The organism is Calothrix sp. UHCC 0171, assembly GCF_034931845.1.
GTDB lineage: Bacteria > Cyanobacteriota > Cyanobacteriia > Cyanobacteriales > Nostocaceae > Brunnivagina.
Window position 1 is genome coordinate 20778 of the sequence record NZ_JAYGHN010000038.1, and the last position, 21270, is coordinate 42047.

Sequence of the window (21270 nt, forward strand, 5' to 3'; positions counted from 1 at the left end):
AAATAATATGGGCAGATGGACACCACTTATTTTGATGGCTGGCGGTTTGGCAATTTTACTAGGTACCCTGATTGGTACTTGGTTCCCTATGAACGGACAGAATGCCCAAGCGCCCAGACAAAACTCGAATCGGGCTTCGAGCGTTTTACCAGCTAATATTAATGTTAATAGTACAGCTACAGGTTCTTCTCCAAACTCTGAAAATCGTGACAAGGTAGCCCAAAACGAAACCACAATCGATAACAGTACCAATGTAGACCAAAGTCAATCCACAAACTCTTCGGGTTCAACAACGACTGATTCTGGAAATTCCTCCGGTTCTACCTCGACTGGTTCTGGTAGCAATGACTCACCAATTCGGGCTTTGTGGTAGTTTTTGGGATTCAGGCAAAAGGGCAAAAGTGGAAAGGGTAATTGATATTTTATATAGCTCTCCCTTTCTTTTTTCCCATCAACCACAAAAATTCATCGCAATTTCTCCAACAAGGAGATAGAGGCGATAAACCCTGACTACATTAAGTCTTTGTTATACTTCGAGCGGTTAGCTATTAACTATTAGCGACTAGCGGTACTCTGCGAGAAGGCTACGCCCATAGCCAAAAGCTAATAAAAGAAAGGCTAAGAGCTATTTGAAAAGTTTAGCTTTTAACCGTTTTTAGGAATGTGAATTAAATAAAGTGCAAAAGTAGGGTGTTGTTAGCGCAGCATAACGCACCATTTCATATTCGTTCAGAATTGCAAGTTATTAAATTCCTGTTCCTGAGTATAGATAGTAATATTCTTTATTTCTCCAAAATCTGGCAACATCTAAAATCTCCGTGTCTCCCCGTCTCCACCTCGCCGCGTCATCAATCTGTTACTTTCTTTTGGAGAACTGGTATAACATGCGATCGCATTGTTTGCAGCTTTGTGAACTTATCGTCATGATTTTAGATGTAGATTAGTCAGTATGGGAACGCTATTAAATTGAAGATGATTAAGCTAATCGCTATTTTTCTGAGTTTGTTTTTAGTATTGGGTTGGGGTGAACCTGTTTTTGCACAGTCGCCACCATCTAATTTGACTCCCGAACAGTTACAAATCCGGGATGAGTTGGGAGATAAGGCTTTTGCCGCAACAGATAGGGGTGATTTTGAGACGGCTGAGAAGTTTTGGACACAGGTTTTGGAAAAAGACCCGACAAATGCAGCAGTATGGAGTAATCGTGGGAATTCGCGGGTAAGTCAAAATAAGTTAAATGAAGCTTTAGCGGATTATAATAAGGCGGTTGAACTGGCTCCGAATGTCACAGACCCTTATTTGAATCGCGGTACCGCTTTGGAGGGTTTGGGAAGATGGGAAGATGCGATTAGTGATTATAACCATGTTCTTGAACTCGACCCCAGTGACGCAATGGCTTATAATAATCGCGGCAACGCGGAAGCTGGTTTAGGAAAATGGCAACAAGCGATCGCAGATTATCAAAAATCAGCAGATATCGCTCCTAACTTTGCCTTTGCCCGTGCTAATTATGCGATCGCACTATACGAAACTGGTGAGAAGGACGAAGCAATTCACCAAATGAAAAATATTCTTCGCAAGTATCCCAAATTTGCCGATGTTCGTGCTTCCTTGACTGCTGCCCTGTGGGCGAAAGGTGAACAGGGAGAAGCTGAAAGTAACTGGGTTGCGGCTGTTGGACTCGACCCACGTTATAAAGATATAAATTGGGTTAAGAATATTCGCCGTTGGTCACCAAGTATGGTAAGTGCGTTGGAGAAATTTTTGAAGTTGCAGTAATAGGGATTTATTTTCATTCTCCGATGGCAAATAATCTCATATTCTAGATATGGAGACGCAATATATTGCGTCTTTTTATTTTTGTCCCAATATCCAGAAATTATCTGGTATAAACAATACCTTCGCCAGATTTCTGAGTCAGAACGTAGTATAAACGCTTGTAGAATTAAGGTTTTTTCGTATAAGAGAAACAATCACTATAATTTCCAGACTAATTAAAAACTCTATCCCGTTATTCCACACCAGGTTTTTAGATTAAAAAGCTTGATGTATAAAGACTCTAGGGTCAACGTCTAGCAGACAGATTCAATATTTTATTTAACTGGAAACCTTGACGGCAAAAGCATTTTTGCCAATCATATTTTTGGCGAAGGTATTGGAACTGGACATGATTTGACAAACCCATGACGAATTGACATGGGCTAATATCTGCTGTTTCGGAGGTTCAGCGATCGCACCCCAACAGCACAGGTAAAATATCTGACAGTGAATTTTGTGAGCAGATTTAGTTTTTAACTAATGGGATTCCATAATAAATTAGATTTGTGATGCGATCGCGATTGTCACTCCCGGAGGTACGCCCACAGATTTTAGGCTTGAAAAGCCATCAAAAGTATTTTCCCAGTCAAAAAATTTATTAATCTTAAGCGATGACAAAACTAGACATAATTTAGTTTTTCTCAGGATTTCTCAGAATATTAAATTATATCAAGTGTGATTGCTGATTCCGGAAAGTATAAATTGAGTACAACGGTGTCAAACCTACAAGATTGACTAAAAAAATTATGCAAGAAACTTTGATGAAACAAAGTCCGACATCCCCTAATAGTCTTCCAGTCCTCTACAAAAGGGATAATTTACAGCCTGTAGATCATAATCCGATTCAAGGAGCTATACAACTATGGGCTACTCTCTCAGATAAAGATACGGGAGTTGTCTATCAACAAGCAGCTGGTAAAACTTGGCTAATTTTTAAACAAGCGATCGCTGTTATCTTATTTTTATTGACTTTAATTATTGCCTTGACTATTTGGGCATTTGGTATTGCTTTTCAAAGTGGTCAGAAGTTCCGGAATTGGTTGGAGATTAAACAACCCAATCTAGATGAGGTTGCGTCTGTATTATTTAAATTTCTTGTGTGGCCACTGGAACGTGCATATGAATGGGCTACCTCATTTATTAAAGAATATTTGGGATGGGAAATTAAATTTGACCTATCGAAATTAGAATCACCACCAGAAGAGACAAATACTACTCATTTATAATTTTAACTAATTGTTAAGGTGACTTCGATGGTAGTTTTTCACACTCCCCTGTCTGTGAGGGTTTAAGGCTATCTTCGATATCTGTTAAAAATCGATAGAGTCGATATTTTCTTGTCGATAACTCTAGATTATCTGCCGATTCTTCCCAGGCTTCACACCTGCTGCCATCTGTCACCAACCAATCTTCACTTAAGTGACTGCTAAAGCTGTTGTTATATAGTTGTTTAAAAATGATTATATCAAAATGTTAATTTTTGTTTATTTTATATAAATTTAAAATAGATAGTTTAAATATTAACTTTTATATAAGTTTGGGAAATTCTTATTGTTTAAATAAAAGCTTGAATTCCTCTATATATAAAGCTTGTAGCGATTAATAGGTGTAAATTACTATTAATTACTACTTCTCTGTAGCAGCAAGTTTTGCGAGAATCAGAAACGTTAATAAAGTGCCGTTATTTGTCATTTGTCATTTATTTGTTTGACTTTTGTTTAACCAATACTCAATGACCAGTAACTAATCAAGAAATTATTTCGCTACATTTCTACTGGAGAATCATTCTTATGAAATTGGCTTATTGGATGTATGCTGGACCCGCACATATTGGTACACTGCGAATTGCGAGTTCTTTTAAAAATGTTCATGCGATTATGCATGCACCATTGGGGGATGATTACTTTAATGTTATGCGCTCGATGTTGGAACGCGATCGCAATTTTACTCCTGTAACTGCTAGTGTTGTCGATCGCAATGTGTTGGCAAGGGGTTCTCAGGAAAAGGTGGTGGACAATATTACCCGTAAGGATACAGAGGAACACCCCGATTTAATTATTCTCACCCCCACTTGTACTTCGAGCATTCTCCAGGAAGATTTAGCCAACTTTGTGGAAAGGGCGCAAATTGATGCCAAATGTGATGTCATGTTGGCAGATGTTAACCATTATCGCGTGAATGAGTTGCAAGCGGGCGATCGCACTCTCCAACAAGTGGTGCAATTTTACATTGAGAAAGCCCGCAAAAAAGGCGAACTCCCTCAAGGAAAGACGGAAAAACCATCGGTAAACATTATTGGGATTTCTACCCTGGGTTTCCACAACCAACATGACTGTACTGAATTGAAGCGGTTAATGGCGGATTTGGGCATTGAAGTTAATGCTGTAATTCCTGAAGGTGCTTCGGTTCATGAGTTGAAAAATTTACCTCGTGCATGGTTTAACTTATGTCCCTACCGCGAACTTGGTTTAATGACTGCGAAGTATCTCCAAGAACAATTCGGGACACCTTACGTAGATATTACACCCATGGGAGTAGTTGAAACTGCTAGATGCATCCGTAAAATTCAGCAGATAGTTAATGCCCAAGGTGCTGATGTTAATTACGAAGACTTCATTAACAATCAAACACTGTATGTATCCCAGGCTGCATGGTTTTCCCGTTCCATTGACTGCCAAAATTTAACTGGGAAAAAAGCGGTTGTATTTGGTGATAGCACCCATGCAGCAGCGATGACGAAGATTTTAGCCAGGGAAATGGGTATTCACGTCGTTTGGGCGGGTACTTACTGCAAGTATGATGCTGAATGGTTCCAGGCTGAGGTGAGCGAATACTGCGATGAAGTGATTATAACTGAAGATCATGGACAAATAGGAGATGCGATCGCACGGGTTGAACCATCGGCTATTTTTGGCACACAGATGGAACGTCATGTTGGTAAGCGGTTGGATATTCCCTGTGGAGTTATTGCTGCTCCAATTCACATTCAGAATTTCCCAATTGGCTATAAACCGTTTATGGGGTATGAAGGTACGAATCAAATTACCGATTTGATTTATAATTCTTTCACCTTGGGAATGGAAGACCATTTGTTAGAAATTTTCGGTGGGCACGATACTAAAGAAGTTATTACTAAAGGGATTTCGGCGGAATCTGATTTGAGTTGGACAAAAGATGGTTTAGCTGAGTTAAATAAAATTCCCGGTTTTGTACGGGGAAAAGTAAAGCGCAATACTGAAAAGTTTGCACGGGAAAGAAGAATCCCAGAAATTAATGCTGAGGTGCTTTATGCTGCCAAGGAAGCTGTAGGTGCTTAGTTGCCCTAGCTGAGTTGCCCAATTTCTGAATTAACTAACAAAAAGCCTTCTGTTTCTATTGGAGCAGAAGGTTTTGAGGTAAATGAACTAGATTCTTATTTACATCACACATACATAGAATTATCGTTTCTCCAATCAATCTCCCCATCTCCCCATCCCCCTGTCATTTTTATTTCTCTATATATACTCCTCTCCTTTGTAACAAAATTAACAATTTACCTGTCTTAATCAGCAAAAATAAGTAAATTAAATAAATACGAGAATTTATATTCAGTAGAAATTCCGAAGCAAAAAAGCGTTACAATTTCTTACAATTCAATCAATCTCATGGTTTACACACGTAATTACTAAGTCCAAATACTCGATTTATTCATGTAGGAATACCATTTTTCTTTGCAGTTCTGGTTTATTCTATATACCTGATTATTTCGACGTAATTTGGGCTTTTTGCTTTTCTATCATCCTGCGAATATTTCGTATCATATTCGGCTAATTACTTAGAATTAAAATTTCTCCATATCCCTGTCTCTTTAAGTCTCCGTGTCAGTCTTAATCATAAGTATTCAAACGGACATCATAGTCAGTCTGAAAAAACATTAGCTAAATCCAAACTCCACCCCGGTAAAACATCCTCTCTCGACAAACTCAACAGAAAAATCAAAACTCAAACAATAAAACTAGCTTCTTCCCCTAGCGAAGCTTGCCAACTACGGGCATCATAATAAAGGTCCGCCAGAGTAATACTATATAGAGCCTCCTTGAGTTTTTGATTCAGCCTTCGCCACAAAGTGATTGTCACCCAATCTTCAGCATGTGTTGGCGTTGAAGAATGTTGAGGTATGTGGGTAATATCTTCTCCCACAGCTTCTAAAATTTCTCCTACCGATATTTGGGCAGGGGATTTTGCCAGTTCATAACCTCCAACACTACCGCGAGTTGATTTTACTAATCCAGCACGACGCATTTCTATTAATAACTTTTCTAAGTATGGTGCGGGAATATCTTGTCGTTCGGCAATAACTTTCACAGACACAGGAGAACCGATCGGTTGTAAGCTTAAATCTAGCAATGCCTTGACACTATAGTGCCCGCGAGTTGTGAGTTTCATGATGGGAACACCAACTATCACTTATTAGTTATTTACTCTTATTTGCGATCGCTTGTCACATTTCTAGGGTGAAACCCTATCTATAGAAGAGTTAGCGATAAATATCGATGAATAATAAAACTGTAACAATAATAATTGGTTGCTTATCATTATTTGTGACGACGATATCAAGTCAATAAGTAGATAACCTTTGCGCCATGCTGTAGATTTCTGAAACAATCTCTAGTATACGCAGCCAAAAACAGTGCGATCGCACTCTCCAACATCTATATATTATCTATATATATAGATAATATATAGATATATGGGGTAGATATATTGATGAACAGAGGCGATATCAACCACAAATGTCACCCCCAAGGATGTAAATTACCTCTCCCCCTTTTACTGATTTACAGCTAGACAGAACTCTTTGAATCGACTCAAACAGAACCAATATTTTCGCGACTGTAATTAGATGCTCACCACTAACCGCCTCAATCCAAATTACCTCAATCCATTTATAAACCTCCGGTTTCGATAGTTTGACAGGATAGAAACAGACATTGGTGACTAGCTCACCTTTGAGTTTTATTCCTTACAAAACTTGATGTACTGCTGTTAGTTCAGATAAACCTACTTATCTCCATTAGCAACATTCTCGCAATAAAATTCTTGTAATAATATCGCCAAAAATGTAACTATTTCATCTACTTATGTAATATACTTGGCTAGGCTGATATAAAAACTAAAAATTGTTTTGCTCTCACAAGCAAATTGTCAGCTAAAATAAAATCGATTCCACCTTTTCAACCATTCATTTTTGCTCTAAGTTGATGGCTAAACAAAAAAAAATTGAACCCCTAGTCGGCGAAGATTTGCTCAAGAAAGTCAAAGAACTCGAAAATCTGAGCAAGGAAGAAAAAGCCAAACAGTGTGGCTACTACACCGTTACCAAAAATGGTATCGAACGTGTCAACATGATGAAATTCCTGAATGCCTTAATTGATGCAGAAGGTATTCAGTTAGATAGTTCACCCAGTGCAAATGGACGCGGTGGGCGCAGTGCCAGCTATCGAATTAGCGTACAGTCTAACGGTAATTTGCTAATAGGTTCGGCTTACACAAAACAAATGGGTCTTCAAGCTGGAGACGAGTTTGTGATTACATTAGGTAAGAAGCATATTCGTCTCAGGCAGGTAGATATGGACGATCGCGAAGAAAGCGAAGTAGTAGAAGCCACAGCCTAAGCTAGATATAGTTTTAGTCATCGGTCATTAATTATTTGGCAATAGCAGACAGTCCGCACAATCACCTTTGGCAAAGCTCACGCCTACACAATTTTCAGTTTGCAATTCGCAGTTAATACCCACGAATAAATTAAAGGATTGAACTCCGTAAAAACCTAAATTTCACGACCTAATTAGATTTTAGGGGTTAGCAACCGGGAATTAGGCATTACGTAGTTTGTTTCCTGTCGGGTATTGCGAATTGTCAATTGTTCGGTCATGTACAGCAAGTTTTGATGCCTACTTCTATAGGCAAGAAGAAAATCCTGTACTCACCAGGAATAGGTGCAGAAAATAGTATTGACGATAGGATTCTGATTCATTTTAGGTTAGATTTACTTCTAATGAGTGATATTTTATGAGTTAAGGCAACTCATGAGTTACTCATTACCTATTCGTCTGCAAAATTTTGACCAAAAAATTGCGGCTGTGGATTACTAAAACTATTAGCCTTTGGCAAAACATCCAAAAATATCTACTTGTTAAGGTGCTGGTAAGCAATTACGAAGTGCCTTATAAGTGACTGCCAAATTGCAAGTTAAGGCAATTTGTTCTCGTTCTAATAAACCGAAAATTTGCTCGCGTTGCTCGCGTGCCACCACTGGTAATTGTTGCACACCTCTTAATGCCATACGATCTAAAGCCTCAGATAAAGGTTCATCGTTATAGGCATAGAGGATATCAGTGGTAGATATATCTTTTAAGGTTTGATTGGATAAATTTAGTGTGAGTTCAGTCGGGGAATTTGGGTATTTTTGCCAACTAGAAAGGGCGCGATTGATATCTCCCAGGGAGATAATACCGACTAAATGTTCATTCTCATCAATAACTAAAGCACAACGAACGCGATCGCGCCACATTTCCAAAGCTGCTTCCAACACATTCATTGTTGCTGGCAGCTTTTTGGGACTACGGAGTATGGCATTCTCCACAACAATTTTTTGTAAAATTTCCGTTTGCTCGTCTCTTAATTCGGAAAGACCTATTTGTTGTAAATTGACATTGGAGTTTTTATTCGGCTTCATTCGTTCCATCAGCCAAAAGCTCAAACCCACAGCAGCCATTAAGGGTAAAACAATCCGATAATCCCGTGTCAATTCAAATAACAATAAAATCGAAGTTAAAGGGGCACGCACACTAGCAGCCAAAACCGCAGCCATCCCCACCATTGCATAGGCAGGGGGTGCAGCCATATACATGGCAATACCTGGTGCTAACAAAGCCAGAATTTTGGCATAGGCAGCCCCCAAAGAAGCACCCAAAAACATCGCTGGTGCAAATAAACCACCAACAAAACCACTGCCAGCACTAATTGCCGTCATCACTAATTTCAGCAGCAGCAGTATAACTAATAGCTGAAGCGGTACTTCCACATCTTGCAGCATTGCTTGAACCGTTTCGTAACCAATACCTAAAATTTGTGGAAATTGCAGCGCCGTCACCCCGACAAAAGCACCACCAATAATTGGGTGAATTGGCTTAGGAATCTTGGCAAACCATTTTAAATAGGGTATCTTACCAGCAAAACAAGTCTTGGCGAATTGCACAGCCTGGGTATAGGTGAGCGAAACAAAACTAGCTCCAACACCCAAGCCCAGATATAAAGGTAACTCTAAAGGACTACGGACTTCATAAACCGGTAAAGCAAAAGCAGGTTGCGAACCTAAGCCAATCTGGGCAACTAATGCCGCCAAAACCGCAGCTAAGAGAACAACGCTGACAGCAGACGTGGCAAAGGAGGTTGCCCCCAGTACCACCTCCAGGGCAAAAAAGACCCCAGCAACAGGAGCATTAAATCCACCCGCTAAACCAGCAGCAGCCCCCGCAGCTAAAAGCAATCTTTGGCGTTCCTGGGACACTTGGAGTACCTGGGACAGCAAAATGCCAAAATTGGCACCAATTTCCACACTGGGACCTTCTGGACCCAAAGAAGCACCGCTCCCTAAAGAAACAGCCGCAGCCAGCATTTTGCTAACGGGACGTAACTGTTGTTGCAATCGCCCGACTTGGGAAGCTGCAATCAGGGAAGATAAACTGGGTCCAAAATCTTGAGTGCGCCAACGCATGAAGCCAACGATTAGTCCACCTAAAATTGGTACACAAGCAAGTGTCCATGCCCCCCAAGCACCGATTTTACCCATGAGACTTTCGAGCATGAGGTGGTGAATCAATTGGATAGAATAGTGGAAAGTCACTATTCCCATACCAGTTCCGCCACCAATGAGGACTGCAAATAGGAGTATGAGGGTTTCTAGAGATGGTTGGAAGCGATTGAGAAGATGATTGAGACGATGGGAAGGTGTAACCAACACGGATTGTTCGTCCGCCTTCCTCAGTTCCACAGGGGGCAGAGTAGTCATTGATAGTTAAATTAAATCTAATAAAAAGTTTAAATTTTAGGCATTTATTTTCATTTTCAGTCATTGTCTCGCAAACAGACAAGTGACATCAAACAATATGCAAAGGTTTGGTAAAAAGTTGGGAGATGACGAAATTTGCTGGATGAAAGTGTTTAAATGATTAATAAAGCAGGAAGCTAGAAGGCTGCTAGTTCAAGTGCGATCGCCATGCCAATGCTTTATTTGTCAAACATTAGTTTGCCAAGCCCTAGGGTGTACAAACATATAGCGATGACGGGTCATTTCTCCTGAATATAGCTATACTCGTGTTGCGGTGATTAAAAACATACTGAAGTGTAATTATCCTTTATGTATAGATTTAAATCTAACTTAAAACCCTATTAGTTAATTTGCGCGGATTTGATGCGGAAATTCACAGAAACTAGAGATGAAAGATTACAGAGCGAGAAACTGGACTAAACGGACAAGGTAGATGAATACACACACCTTTGACAATCATTATGTAACTTGCCCTATTTGCCAAAAGAATACCACGGCAAAACCGATTAAAAATTGCGTGGGACTATTTAGTTGTCCGTATTGTCAAGAACGCTTGGTTGTTTCGCAAAGCGGCAATTACGTTCGTGATCCTTTTGTTTTGAGACAAATGCTCGTGTCCGCAGCATTACGTCGTCAAAGTCGCCCATTGGCAAGGATTCTGCGTGATTTTGTCTTGCTCAAACGTCCAATGCTCGCTTTCTTTTTGGGAAGTACGGTTGTTTTGGGGATAATTGCTATCACTCAACAAGCTACGAATTTAGAGAAATCTGACTTGCAAAAGCTTGAGAAAACAGAAAAATTGGATAATCAGAATCCAGGAGTCAGAATCCAGAGGTCAGAATAAAGAAGTCAAGATTTGAGAGTTAGGAGTCAGTACAATTCTAATCAGTACAATTCTAATATTTATAGCTATAATTTATGGCTATATTTTCTAGCTAGTACAGTATGGCGGAAATGAACCAACCATTCTAAAATGACAAAAAGCTTTATTCCTTCTGCCTTCTTACTCCTGCCTTCACGTACTAGTCGCTAACCCCTCAGAGTAGACAATATTTACAGCCTTATAGCCTTACAGTATCTTTTATTACGAGAATAAAACCTGCGGCGCGGTCAATTATTTTGGCGGCGCTAATTTTTAGTTTTCCCAAGTCGGCTTCTTTGAGTAGTAAATAGGGTTTACTGTTATTTTGCCAATATTGTTCGATTTCGTTGGTATTGAGGGTAGCAATAATCGTGCGATCGCTGTAAAAATCAAGTGATGGACGATGGGCATTACTTAGAGTATAAATCTTTTGAGTGCTGGGGTTAGCTTTTTGAATCATCTCAGCAACTGGTTTAACTGGGTATTGTTCATTGAGTTCCCATATCCAATAATTGGATTTCATAAATAGCAGCAGCGAAATATAACTACCCCAAAGTAAAACTTTTAAAAATTGTCCATCACCTCGTTCTGCCAAAATTCCGGCGAGTGCCATAGTTCCAGCAACTGCGGCAAAAATTAGCTGTAAATCATGTTGGGGTGGTTTGGCAAAACTGTAAAAAATACTACCTCCAGTGGCAACCACTGCCAGGACACCTAAACCGATAGTCCACAAACGCGGGAAGGAGGATAGTATGGGTAAATTTTCGATTTCGGCAAATTTAGCACCAATTGCCAATGCCAAACTGGGATAAATGGGGAAAACATACCAAGGTAATTTGGTACTCATTAGGGAAATGACGACAAGATAAACGCAACTCCACACCAATACAAGTTTCGCCCAGCTAAGATTACGATTATCCCAAGTTAAACGTAAACTCGCAGGTAGAAATAATAGCCAAGGATGGGTATATTTGAGAATTTCGACTAGATAATACCAAGGTGGCTGTTTATGTCCTTCTACGGGTTGCCAAATTCGGCTCAGAGATTGCTCTACCATGCCAATTTGAGTAAAAGTATGACCATAGTGTTCCCATTGGGCGAAATACCAAAAGCCGACAGGCAAACAACCGATAATCAAACCTATCCACATATACTTATTGAGCAGCAATCGGGGAGTATCCCAGTAAAGAAATGTAAAGGCGATCGCTCCTAACAATAACCCCAACATTCCTTTAGTTAGACAAATCAAGCCCAACCCAATCCCTACACCCAGACAGTAGCGCAGATTCCGACGGGAACGTAAAGCACACAGCATCATCACCATGAAGAAAAATACTGATGCCCCATCTAACATTGCTAAACGTCCATGTCGTACCACAGGCAGCATTGTTAAATAAACCAACGCACTATATACGGAAACCATCCGTTGGTGAAATATCTCGCGCCCGACATAGTACAACAAAGGCACAGACATTGCCGTTAAAATTGCTCCTGGCAAACGTGTCGTCCACTCATTCACCCCAGCCAAAGAATAAGCCCAAGCAATTAAAAGATGCATTAAAGGTGGCTTATTGTGATATGGTTCTCCCCCCAAAGTCGGGAATAACCAATGTAAAGAACCAGCAGGGGCACGCCAAATTTCGCGAGCAACTTGTGCTACAGTGCCTTCATCCCAATCCCGTAGCGGCAATTCTCCCAAATTTATGGTAAAAATTATTACTGCTGCCACCAACAGCGCGATCGCCCATATCCAGTCAAGCCGTTTTACAACTGCCTGATATCGTCTTTCCAGACGACTCCAAATAAAACTTCCTTCTTGCATAGTTATGTAGGATACTTGATTGTGCTTGCTGGTTCTTGTACTCAAGAGACGTTTGCAAGTCTCCCATGTTGCCATCCCCAAACTTTAAGTTACCCCAACTTTGAGAAATTAGTCAGAATTGTTTTTGACAAATTATAAATTGTCTTCTAAATTGTTTCAGACTTAATTAGTGAGGAGTCAAAAGCAGTTTCACCTCTATGACTTTTGCAAATAAATCTAGTCATAATCACTTACTTAAATTTCTCATTTTTGCACTTTACTGTGTAATATGAATGCCTTAAAAATACTACTTATTGATAATTAAATATCATGATTAGAAGTTGATATTTTTATGCTATTTATCCGAACACTATATTATGAATATTGCAATTAATATTACAAAATTTTAATGTCAGAGATTAATTTGGGTTTTTATTGTCAAAATTATCAAGAGCTAATTTCCTATTATCGGAGTAGATGAAGATGAATTTACCAGTAATTTTAGATGTATCCCTCGGACTAATTTTCATTTATTTAATCTTGAGTTTATTAGCATCAGAAATACAAGAATTAATCTCAACAGTATTTCAATGGCGTGCCGAACATCTGAGAAAATCAATTGAACTATTTATTGCTGGAGGTTCACAAAATTCAAATGAGACAAATGTCGTTCAGCTTGCTAATCAAATATATAGTAACCCCCTAATCAAAAGTCTTAACCAACAAGCTCAAGGATTTTTTGCGAATATTCCCCGCCAAGCGACATGGTCAGTTGCTAGTGTATACCGCTCCTTCAAACAAAATCCAGAATCAAATCAAAAACAAGAATCAGTATTTGGAGGTAGTAGACACAGTGGACCATCATATATCCCTGCAAGCACTTTTGCTACTACATTAATGGAAACTTTGCAATTACCAACAATTGCTCAAAAGCTATCGGAAACCCGTCTTGACACTTTTAAAAATCAACGATTGTCAGAGATAGAAAGTATAGTTTTAAAATTGCAAGAACAGCTTGGAGATAATGAAGAATTTGCAGATTTTTTCAACTTTATATATCAAGCCTTTGCAGAACTACAAGCAGACTTTGAACAAATTATCTGGAATTTTCAACAAGGTAGATTAGATATAGATGGTGGCATCGATCGCATGACGGCAAGTTATGATCGCTATATTGCCCTATTTCAATCTCAGATTCCCAACGAAGAATCTGCTAATAAAGCATTACAGCAATTACAGTTGTATAAAAATAACTCTTTTGCAGATACTCAACGAACAATATCTTTAGCAGGTTTGAAGCCAAATGTGAGAGAAATTGCCCAAGCAGTTCAACGGGGAACTGATATTTATCAGGAATTGACAACATCTCTTTTAGATAAAGATAATGAGATGTATGAAAATCTCGAAAAAATCATTGATCGATTACCACCATCATTGGCAAATAATATTACAAATTTGGCACAACGGGCTGAATTTAATTTGCAACAGACAACAGAAGGAATTAGTACATTACAAAATGCGATCGCTACTAATTTTGATAATTCGATGGAGCGTGCATCTGGTGTTTATAAGCGTAATGCTAAAGGAGTTGCCTTACTTCTTGGCTTTGCGATTGCAGCTGCCAGTAATGCGGATACATTTCACATGATTAGTAGACTCTCAAAAGATTCGGCATTACGGGAAACAATTGTTCAAAACGCAGGGCAAATAGTTTCACAAAATCGCAATCAATTAAATTATGTTGATATCAATACTTTACGTAGTCAAACTGATGAAGCGTTAACGGAAGTTGCTTTACCAATTGGTTGGACAGATTCTAATTTAGAAAAACAGATATCTTGGAGTACAAAACAGCGTAGACAGTTTCCTTACTGGCGAATTATCACATTAATTCCTGGTTGGATTTTAAGTGGAATTGCAATTTCCATGGGTGCTTCATTTTGGTTTGATTTATTAGGTAAAATTGTGAATGTTCGTAATTCTGGAAAACGACCAGAATCACCAGTCAAGGATGATGCAGTTTAGGGCTGAGAAATATTTTTTTCAAATTTGTTCAAATTTACTCAAGATGAACATCAAGCGCTGATTTTTGCATTTGAATAATGAATTTTGAATTTTGAATTCTATCCTATGCAGATAAAGCAAACAATAAAATCTAAAAAATTAACACTATACCTACTTCCCAATTACTATCTTGTCGCAAAATTTCAATTTTACGGATAAATTCACGTAAATAAAAACGCCGTTCTGATTCTGATAAATCAAACCAAAACTGAGGAATGGAAATCGCTTGTGCAACTGAACTTAAATTAACTGGTGGAAGAGTGGCAAACTTTGCTTGTAATGCTGATATTTCAGTGCGTAGCTTATAAGCCCTTAATTTAGCAGTTTCCGCATCCAATATTCCTGTATCCACTAATTCAGGAATTTGTGCCAATATCTGTTGATGTCGCGAAATTTCATCGCTCAAATTAAGTTTTACAATCTCAATTTCAGGCGAATTTATACCTGCGACAGCCTGTGGTAAGTCACGACAAACTACAGCAATGGTTTTTTCCAGAACTTCGGAATAGGAAATTGCCCCACATTTAGGTTTTTGAGGACAACTAATTGGACGTAAATATAAATATTCCTTATCTTTTTTTCGAGTTGTGACACGGGTAATTGTCATGGGTGACTGGCATTGTTTACACATAACTAAACCAGCCAAAGAACGTGGTGCGCTGGCACTTCGCGAAGGTAAACGGCTATTACGACGCAATAATCGATCAACTTGAGCAGATTCTTCCTTAGTGATGATGGGAGCATGGGTATTAGAAATTATTTCGCCATTTTTGTAAGCCGTGTCACCCCTATATACTGGGTTTGTCAGCCAGCGTTTTCCCGTAGTCACTGATATTTTTTTGTGATATTTTTTTGCCAGATACTTTACTGCACCACGCAAAGAGCCATAAAGCAAGAAATTTTCAAAAAAATCCTTGACAACCGGTGCAGTTGTCCGATCAACTATGTATTTTGATTGACCTCGCTTATAACCGTAAGGGACTTTTCCTGGGGGCGGTGCTATCTCCAAACGGTTAATGGCGTGAGCTTGACGAATGCGGCGACTACGTTGTTGATACTGAAGATTTTGGATTAAATGTATTAACTCAAGACGACTATTAAGTGTATTTTCAGAAGAATTATAACCTTGTTCGATCGCAACCAAAGTAATTCCTAATATCTGTAACTCTACCATTCGCGATCGCACTTCCTCTAAACTATCTCCTAATTCCTCCAATCTGCGAACAAGTACATATTGGGGGTGATGAGTGCGACAGTCAGCCAGTAGTTTTTGTAGTTGCTCCCGTGTAGTTTCCCCTTGAGAGAATTGCGTTCTCAAATCTTCATAAACCCGCTCCACCTCCCACTCTCCCCAAATATCTGATTCGGGCGTAGTTTCCAAAAGCAAGTCAGTGTAAGTATAGGCAAAAACAGACATGATTTAGGCAAAGGGGAAAAGAAATCAAAAAAATAATTTAAATTTGCACCTCTAATTCTGAGCATTCAACTCAATTACATTTCCATCCCAATCTTGTGTAAAAATTGCTGGACGACCGGAAGCGCTTGGTTGAATCGGGAAGTTATAATTTAGTAGCTGCTGTTTAGCGGCATCTAAGTCGGAAACTGAAAAAGCTATGTGGGGGTTGCGTCCCCATTTTTCGTGTTTGGGTTCACTGGCTATTTGTTCTACGAGAATCAAATGAATTTGGTAGTTACCAATTTGATACCAAGCACCTGGGTATTTTAGCGATCGCTCAATTTTTGATAATCCTAATATTTCACCGTAGAAATGTTCGGCTTTTTCTAGGTTAGTAACGTTAATTGCTGTGTGGAGAGATTGGGTAATCTGCATTGGACTTGAGATTTTAGATTCCAGTTATTAATGATATGAGCTACGACAAATTAATCAAGTAATCAACTTTCATACTTGAAGATTACACTATAACCAACATTCTGCACTCTCAGATGTCACAATCTGTAATTCTTAAAATCTTGCTTTCCACTATAAATTATGATTTTTACCCCTTTATAACCGTCAATACAACTGTATTAAGTAGATAAAATCCATAAAATACCTTTATGCACTTCTAAAAACCAGTAAAAGTAATGATTCTGGTAGTTGATATGTGGAATGTAGGCGTGATATTTTGAACTATAGAAAAAATAACTAAAATCAACTTAAACAATGACAAACAAAAATACTATTAATTCGCTGCCATTGCCACCAGGGGATTTTGGTTTACCTTTAATTGGTGAAAGTCTTGATTTTTTACGTGACCCAAATTTTACCAAAAAGCGACAAGAAAAATATGGTTCTGTCTTCAAAACCCATATATTTGGACAACCAACTATTATTGCAAGCGGAGCAGATGCTAATAAGTATATATTTACAAATGAAAATAAGTATTTTACTAATAACTGGCCCAAGAGTACAAAAGAGCTTTTAGGAGCAGCTTCGCTATCGGTTCAAGTAGGTGCAGAACACCAAAAACGACGCAAAATTCTTTCACAAGCATTTCAACCCAGAGCATTATCCAGTTACATTTCCACAATTGAAGCAAATACCTATAAATACTTTGAACACTGGGAAAATCTTGGTAATTTTGCTTGGTATCCCGAAATCAAAAATTATACTTTGGACATAGCTTGTAAGTTACTCGTTGGTACAGAATCTGCGTCACAAACCCAATTAGGTGATTTATATACAACTTGGGTTAATGGCTTGTTTTCACTAGGTATCAAATTACCTTGGACAACTTTTGGAAAAGCTTGGGAAAGTCGCCAACTTTTATTGCAGAAAATTGAAAAAATTATCCAAGAACGTATTAGTTCAAATAATTCTCAAGCAGATGCCTTAGGTTTACTAATACAAGCAGAAGATGAAGAAGGAAATCGTTTGAGTATAGAAGAACTCAAAGACCAAATTTTGACGTTGATATTTGCCGGACACGAAACATTAACTTCTGCGATCGCATGTTTTTGCTTATTAGTAGTACAACACCCACAAGTTCTAGCATCTATTCGTCAAGAACAGGAAGAATTAGGCTTAAATATGCCTATAACTCTGGAAAATCTCAAGCAAATGACTTATTTGGAGCAGGTGTTAAAAGAAACTTTACGTCTGATTCCTCCTGTAGGTGGAGGATTTCGTAAAGTAACCGAAACATGTGAATTTAATGGCTATCAAATTCCTCAAGGATGGTCGCTACTTTACCAAATTGGCTATACACATAAAGATATAAATATATATCCACAGCCAGAACAATTTGACCCTGAAAGGTTTAATTTTGCGAATGCTGAAGAGAAATCTAAAGCATTTAGTTTCGTCCCATTTGGAGGTGGACTCCGCGAATGTATTGGCAAAGAATTTGCAAAACTCGAAATTAAAATTTTTGCAGCACTTTTAGCAAGAAATTATCAATGGGAATTAATCCCTCAACAAAATTTAGATTTGGTGATGGTTCCAACTCCTCGTCCCAAAGATGGATTAAAAGTTAACTTCCACAGAATTCATTAATCTATAATGAATTTGTAATTCCTAAATCATGAATAAATCCAGCTTACTTCACAAATTACTTAAAAATTAAATCCAAACGTTGCTGGGATTCCTTCAATGCTTCTGCGGGGGAAGTCTTACCCAACAAAACTGATTCGATCGCTCGACCTAAATTTTCGGAAACTCGGTTATAACCAGGAAAAATGGGACGACTACGACCAAATTTAGCTTGTTCTAAAAATACCTTTACTGCTGGTTGTTGCTTTGCATATTCCAAATATTTGGGATTTTGTCGGGCTTTCATATTAATTGGTAAATATCCAGTTCCCAAAGCTAATTCTGTCTGAAATTCTTCACTTAATGCATATTCAGCAAACTTAAAGGCAGCTTTTTCCCGTTCCGGTGTTGTTTTAAATAAAAACAAATTTTCACCACCAATACTAGTAGCAGGAAGCTTACCAGCAGGAATTGGGAAGACATCAAAATCAACACCAGTTGCTTGAAACTGTCCCAATGTCCAAGGACCAGTTAATTGCATTGCCACTTTACCCGCCAACAATGCATCAGTTTCATAACCCCGTTCCGGTCCCGATAAAATTACCGAACCATCGGCAATCAAATCACGCCACAATTGTAACCCAGCAATAGCACCTTGATTATTTGCTAATTCCACAGCAGATGGTGTTTGCTTTTCCCCAGCAACTAATTCACCACCACCACTCCACATAAATGGCAACCACACAAATACCGTAAATTCCCCTTTACCTAAAGGTAAAAACATACCATACTGGTCAATTTTGCCATCACCATTGGTATCACGAGTTAGCTTTTTGGCAACTTGTCGTAACTCATCCCAAGTCTTAGGTAATTCAGTTATTCCCGCAGCTTTAAATAAACTCGGACGGTAGAAAACTCCAACATTATTTGTGGCAAACGGAACCGACCAAATTTTACCTTTATATTCCATCGACTCGAATAAAGTTGGGTCAATTTCTCCCTTGATAGGGGATTGATTTAGCATTTCATCAAGGAAAATTACAGCATCAAGTTCAACTAATTGACCACCAATTGTGGGATTATACCAAAGTAAATCAGGTGGCGCATTACCAACTACAGCCGCTAAAATCTTTGGCATTTGTTGATCCTGCTGCCCAATGTATAATGACTCAACTTGGATATCAGGGTGAGTTTGATTGAATTTATTAACGAGCTTTTGCAACACATCCCGGTTTGGTGGTGGATTTACACCTTGCCACAGGGTGATATGAGTTACTGCTGTGTCATTGTTGCTGGGTATAAATATCTGGCAACCTGAAAATATTAGCAGGCTAGTTATTAGTAAAATTAAGAACCGAAATTGCCAGTGGAGATGATTGAAAAAGTTGCTAGATGTATGGTATTGGCGCACAGGTTTGGTGATTACAAGACGGAGTTCCACAGTATATTTTAGAGCTAGAAGAGTCAGATGTTGAAATCTGAATGTTGGAATATGGAATTGAGATTGATAGGAAATAATATAATTCTTAATTATCAAAACCCCCCTGCTGAATTCTGTCTGACTCCTACCTGCTAAATAGTTTGTTATTTTATTTTTGATATAGACATATTGATTTAAGGTTATGGCAGGACATAGTAAATGGGCGAATATTAAACGCCAAAAAGCAGTTGTAGACGCGAAAAAGGGCAAAACCTTCACGCAAATGTCCCGTGCCATTATTATGGCAGCACGTAGCGGCATTCCAGACCCAAACGGTAATTTTCAACTGCGGACTGCGATTGAAAAAGCCAAAGCTGCGGGTATTCCCAATGATAATATTGAACGTGCGATCGCTAAAGGTGCGGGTAATTTAGGAGGAGATAATAATACACTAGAGGAAATTTGCTATGAAGGCTATGGTCCTGGTGGTGTGGCAATTTTAGTCGAAGCGCTAACCGATAACCGCAACCGTACTGCTGCTGATTTGCGCTTGGCTTTTAGCAAAAATGGTGGGAATTTGGGTGAAACTGGTTGTGTGAGTTGGATGTTTTCCCAAAAGGGTGCTTGTGTTGTCGAAAGTGTAGAAGATGAAGAAAAATTATTAGAAGCTTCCTTAGAAGGCGGTGCGGAATCCTATGAAATGACTGATACAGAAACCGCAGATGTGTTTACAGATATTGGAAATTTAGAAATCCTCAGCCAAACCTTAAAAGTACAAGGCTTTAAAGTTACCGATGTTGAATTGCGCTGGATACCTGGGAATTATATCGAAGTCGCAGACTCAGAGCAAGCGCGATCGCTCCTCAAACTAATTGATACTCTCGAGGCTTTAGATGATGTACAAAATGTGACAGCTAATTTTGAAATGGCTGAACAATTGATGGCAGCAATGGCTTAAGTTTCAGTGTCACTTAAAACAATTACACTGCACGGAAAATTGGAAAATACTTCACCTTCTCCGTGCAATGTCATTCAAAAGCGATTCAAAACCAAATTAGAATTTAATTTCCACAAAATTTAATTCCAACAAAATTTGAATTACAAACCTAGCGCAGTCAAAACATCACTCGCGTGAGTAGTAGTATTGACAGTACCGTCAACGTGAATAATCTTACCGTTGCCATCGATAACATAGGTGACACGCTTGGCATAACCACCGCCATCGACATCGTAGGCTTTAATTAGACTTTGATTTGTGTCTGCTAACAGTGGAAAATTCAAATTGTACTTTTGGGTAAAAGCTTGGTGAGAAGCTTCATCATCGGCGCTAACTCCCAAAACAACCACATCTTTGTTTTGATAATTAGATTGAGCATCACGGAAGCTACAAGCTTGCTTGGTGCAACCTGGAGTGTCATCTTTAGGATAAAAGTACAAAACTACTGTCTTCCCTTGAAAATCAGATAAGGAAACGGTATTACCGTTAGTATCTTTGACGGTAAATGCAGGTGCATCAGAACCAACTGCTAAAGCCATAATTAACTCTCCCTGTGTGGCGAATGTTAATGCACTTGAAATTTTACAATAATTTACAATAGATCAGACAAGATTAGGGAAGAAGGGAATGTGGGGATGTGGAGATGGGGAGATGGGGAGACGGGGAGACGGGGGACGGGGAGACGGTGAGACGGGGGACGGGGAGACGGTGAGACGCGGAGATGTGGGGACAATGAGTAGAGTA

16 protein-coding genes are annotated in these 21270 nt (G+C 38.9%); 9 read left to right on the top strand and 7 right to left on the bottom strand.

The features are described from left to right. Positions 1 to 7: 7 nt before the first annotated feature. The 4 genes from VB733_RS22380 to bchB all read left to right on the top strand — a co-directional run bounded on the left by VB733_RS22380 (position 8) and on the right by bchB (position 5135). Positions 8 to 373, top strand: coding sequence for a hypothetical protein (locus VB733_RS22380; RefSeq protein WP_323342265.1), 366 nt, complete (start codon positions 8 to 10; stop codon positions 371 to 373). Between the two features lie 599 nt (positions 374 to 972). Beyond that, positions 973 to 1779, top strand: coding sequence for a tetratricopeptide repeat protein (locus VB733_RS22385; RefSeq protein ID WP_323342266.1), 807 nt, complete (start codon positions 973 to 975; stop codon positions 1777 to 1779). A gap of 785 nt (positions 1780 to 2564) precedes the next feature. Next, positions 2565 to 3044 carry a hypothetical protein gene (locus VB733_RS22390; RefSeq protein ID WP_323342267.1) on the top strand — a complete coding sequence of 160 codons (480 nt, stop codon included), beginning with the start codon at positions 2565 to 2567 and terminating at the stop codon, positions 3042 to 3044. Positions 3045 to 3608: 564 nt separating this feature from the next. After that, entirely contained in the window at positions 3609 to 5135 is a 1527-nt protein-coding gene (gene bchB, locus VB733_RS22395; RefSeq protein ID WP_323342268.1) for a ferredoxin:protochlorophyllide reductase (ATP-dependent) subunit B, read from the top strand. A gap of 664 nt (positions 5136 to 5799) precedes the next feature. On the opposite strand, the gene VB733_RS22400 is transcribed toward bchB, so the two are convergent. Beyond that, positions 5800 to 6243, bottom strand: coding sequence for an Rrf2 family transcriptional regulator (locus VB733_RS22400; RefSeq protein WP_323342269.1), 444 nt, complete (start codon positions 6241 to 6243; stop codon positions 5800 to 5802). Between the two features lie 815 nt (positions 6244 to 7058). On the opposite strand from VB733_RS22400, the gene VB733_RS22405 reads away from it, so the two are divergent. Beyond that, entirely contained in the window at positions 7059 to 7472 is a 414-nt protein-coding gene (locus VB733_RS22405) for an AbrB family transcriptional regulator (RefSeq protein ID WP_096615002.1), read from the top strand. 521 nt (positions 7473 to 7993) lie between these two features. Here VB733_RS22405 and VB733_RS22410 read toward each other — a convergent pair. Then, entirely contained in the window at positions 7994 to 9871 is a 1878-nt protein-coding gene (locus tag VB733_RS22410; RefSeq protein WP_323342270.1) for a chloride channel protein, read from the bottom strand. A gap of 472 nt (positions 9872 to 10343) precedes the next feature. Here VB733_RS22410 and VB733_RS22415 point away from each other — a divergent pair, with 472 nt between their 5' ends. Beyond that, on the top strand, positions 10344 to 10754 hold the full coding sequence (locus VB733_RS22415) for a hypothetical protein (protein ID WP_323342271.1): 411 nt from the start codon (positions 10344 to 10346) through the stop codon (positions 10752 to 10754). A gap of 217 nt (positions 10755 to 10971) precedes the next feature. Here VB733_RS22415 and VB733_RS22420 read toward each other — a convergent pair whose 3' ends face one another. Then, on the bottom strand, positions 10972 to 12594 hold the full coding sequence (locus VB733_RS22420) for a glycosyltransferase family 39 protein (RefSeq protein ID WP_323342272.1): 1623 nt from the start codon (positions 12592 to 12594) through the stop codon (positions 10972 to 10974). A gap of 462 nt (positions 12595 to 13056) precedes the next feature. Here VB733_RS22420 and VB733_RS22425 point away from each other — a divergent pair, with 462 nt between their 5' ends. Continuing rightward, the gene (locus VB733_RS22425) at positions 13057 to 14598 is read left to right on the top strand and encodes a hypothetical protein (protein WP_323342273.1); all 1542 of its coding nucleotides are present in this window, start codon (positions 13057 to 13059) and stop codon (positions 14596 to 14598) included. 130 nt (positions 14599 to 14728) lie between these two features. Here VB733_RS22425 and VB733_RS22430 read toward each other — a convergent pair whose 3' ends face one another. Both VB733_RS22430 and VB733_RS22435 read right to left on the bottom strand, forming a co-directional pair. Further along, positions 14729 to 16054 carry a recombinase family protein gene (locus VB733_RS22430; RefSeq protein ID WP_323342274.1) on the bottom strand — a complete coding sequence of 442 codons (1326 nt, stop codon included), beginning with the start codon at positions 16052 to 16054 and terminating at the stop codon, positions 14729 to 14731. 51 nt (positions 16055 to 16105) lie between these two features. Beyond that, entirely contained in the window at positions 16106 to 16468 is a 363-nt protein-coding gene (locus VB733_RS22435; protein WP_096614996.1) for a VOC family protein, read from the bottom strand. Between the two features lie 333 nt (positions 16469 to 16801). Here VB733_RS22435 and VB733_RS22440 point away from each other — a divergent pair, with 333 nt between their 5' ends. After that, positions 16802 to 18133 (top strand): cytochrome P450, encoded by a 1332-nt coding sequence (locus VB733_RS22440; protein WP_323342275.1) that lies wholly within the window; start codon positions 16802 to 16804, stop codon positions 18131 to 18133. Between the two features lie 55 nt (positions 18134 to 18188). On the opposite strand, the gene VB733_RS22445 is transcribed toward VB733_RS22440, so the two are convergent. Further along, entirely contained in the window at positions 18189 to 19433 is a 1245-nt protein-coding gene (locus VB733_RS22445) for an ABC transporter substrate-binding protein (RefSeq protein WP_416336344.1), read from the bottom strand. Positions 19434 to 19731: 298 nt separating this feature from the next. Here VB733_RS22445 and VB733_RS22450 point away from each other — a divergent pair, with 298 nt between their 5' ends. Further along, a complete protein-coding gene (locus tag VB733_RS22450) occupies positions 19732 to 20487 on the top strand; it encodes a YebC/PmpR family DNA-binding transcriptional regulator (protein ID WP_323342276.1) in 756 nt (251 codons plus the stop codon). A 140-nt stretch (positions 20488 to 20627) separates the two neighbouring features. Here the strand turns inward: VB733_RS22450 and VB733_RS22455 are convergent, their stop codons facing one another. After that, on the bottom strand, positions 20628 to 21065 hold the full coding sequence (locus VB733_RS22455; RefSeq protein ID WP_323342277.1) for a peroxiredoxin: 438 nt from the start codon (positions 21063 to 21065) through the stop codon (positions 20628 to 20630). Positions 21066 to 21270: the final 205 nt, after the last annotated feature.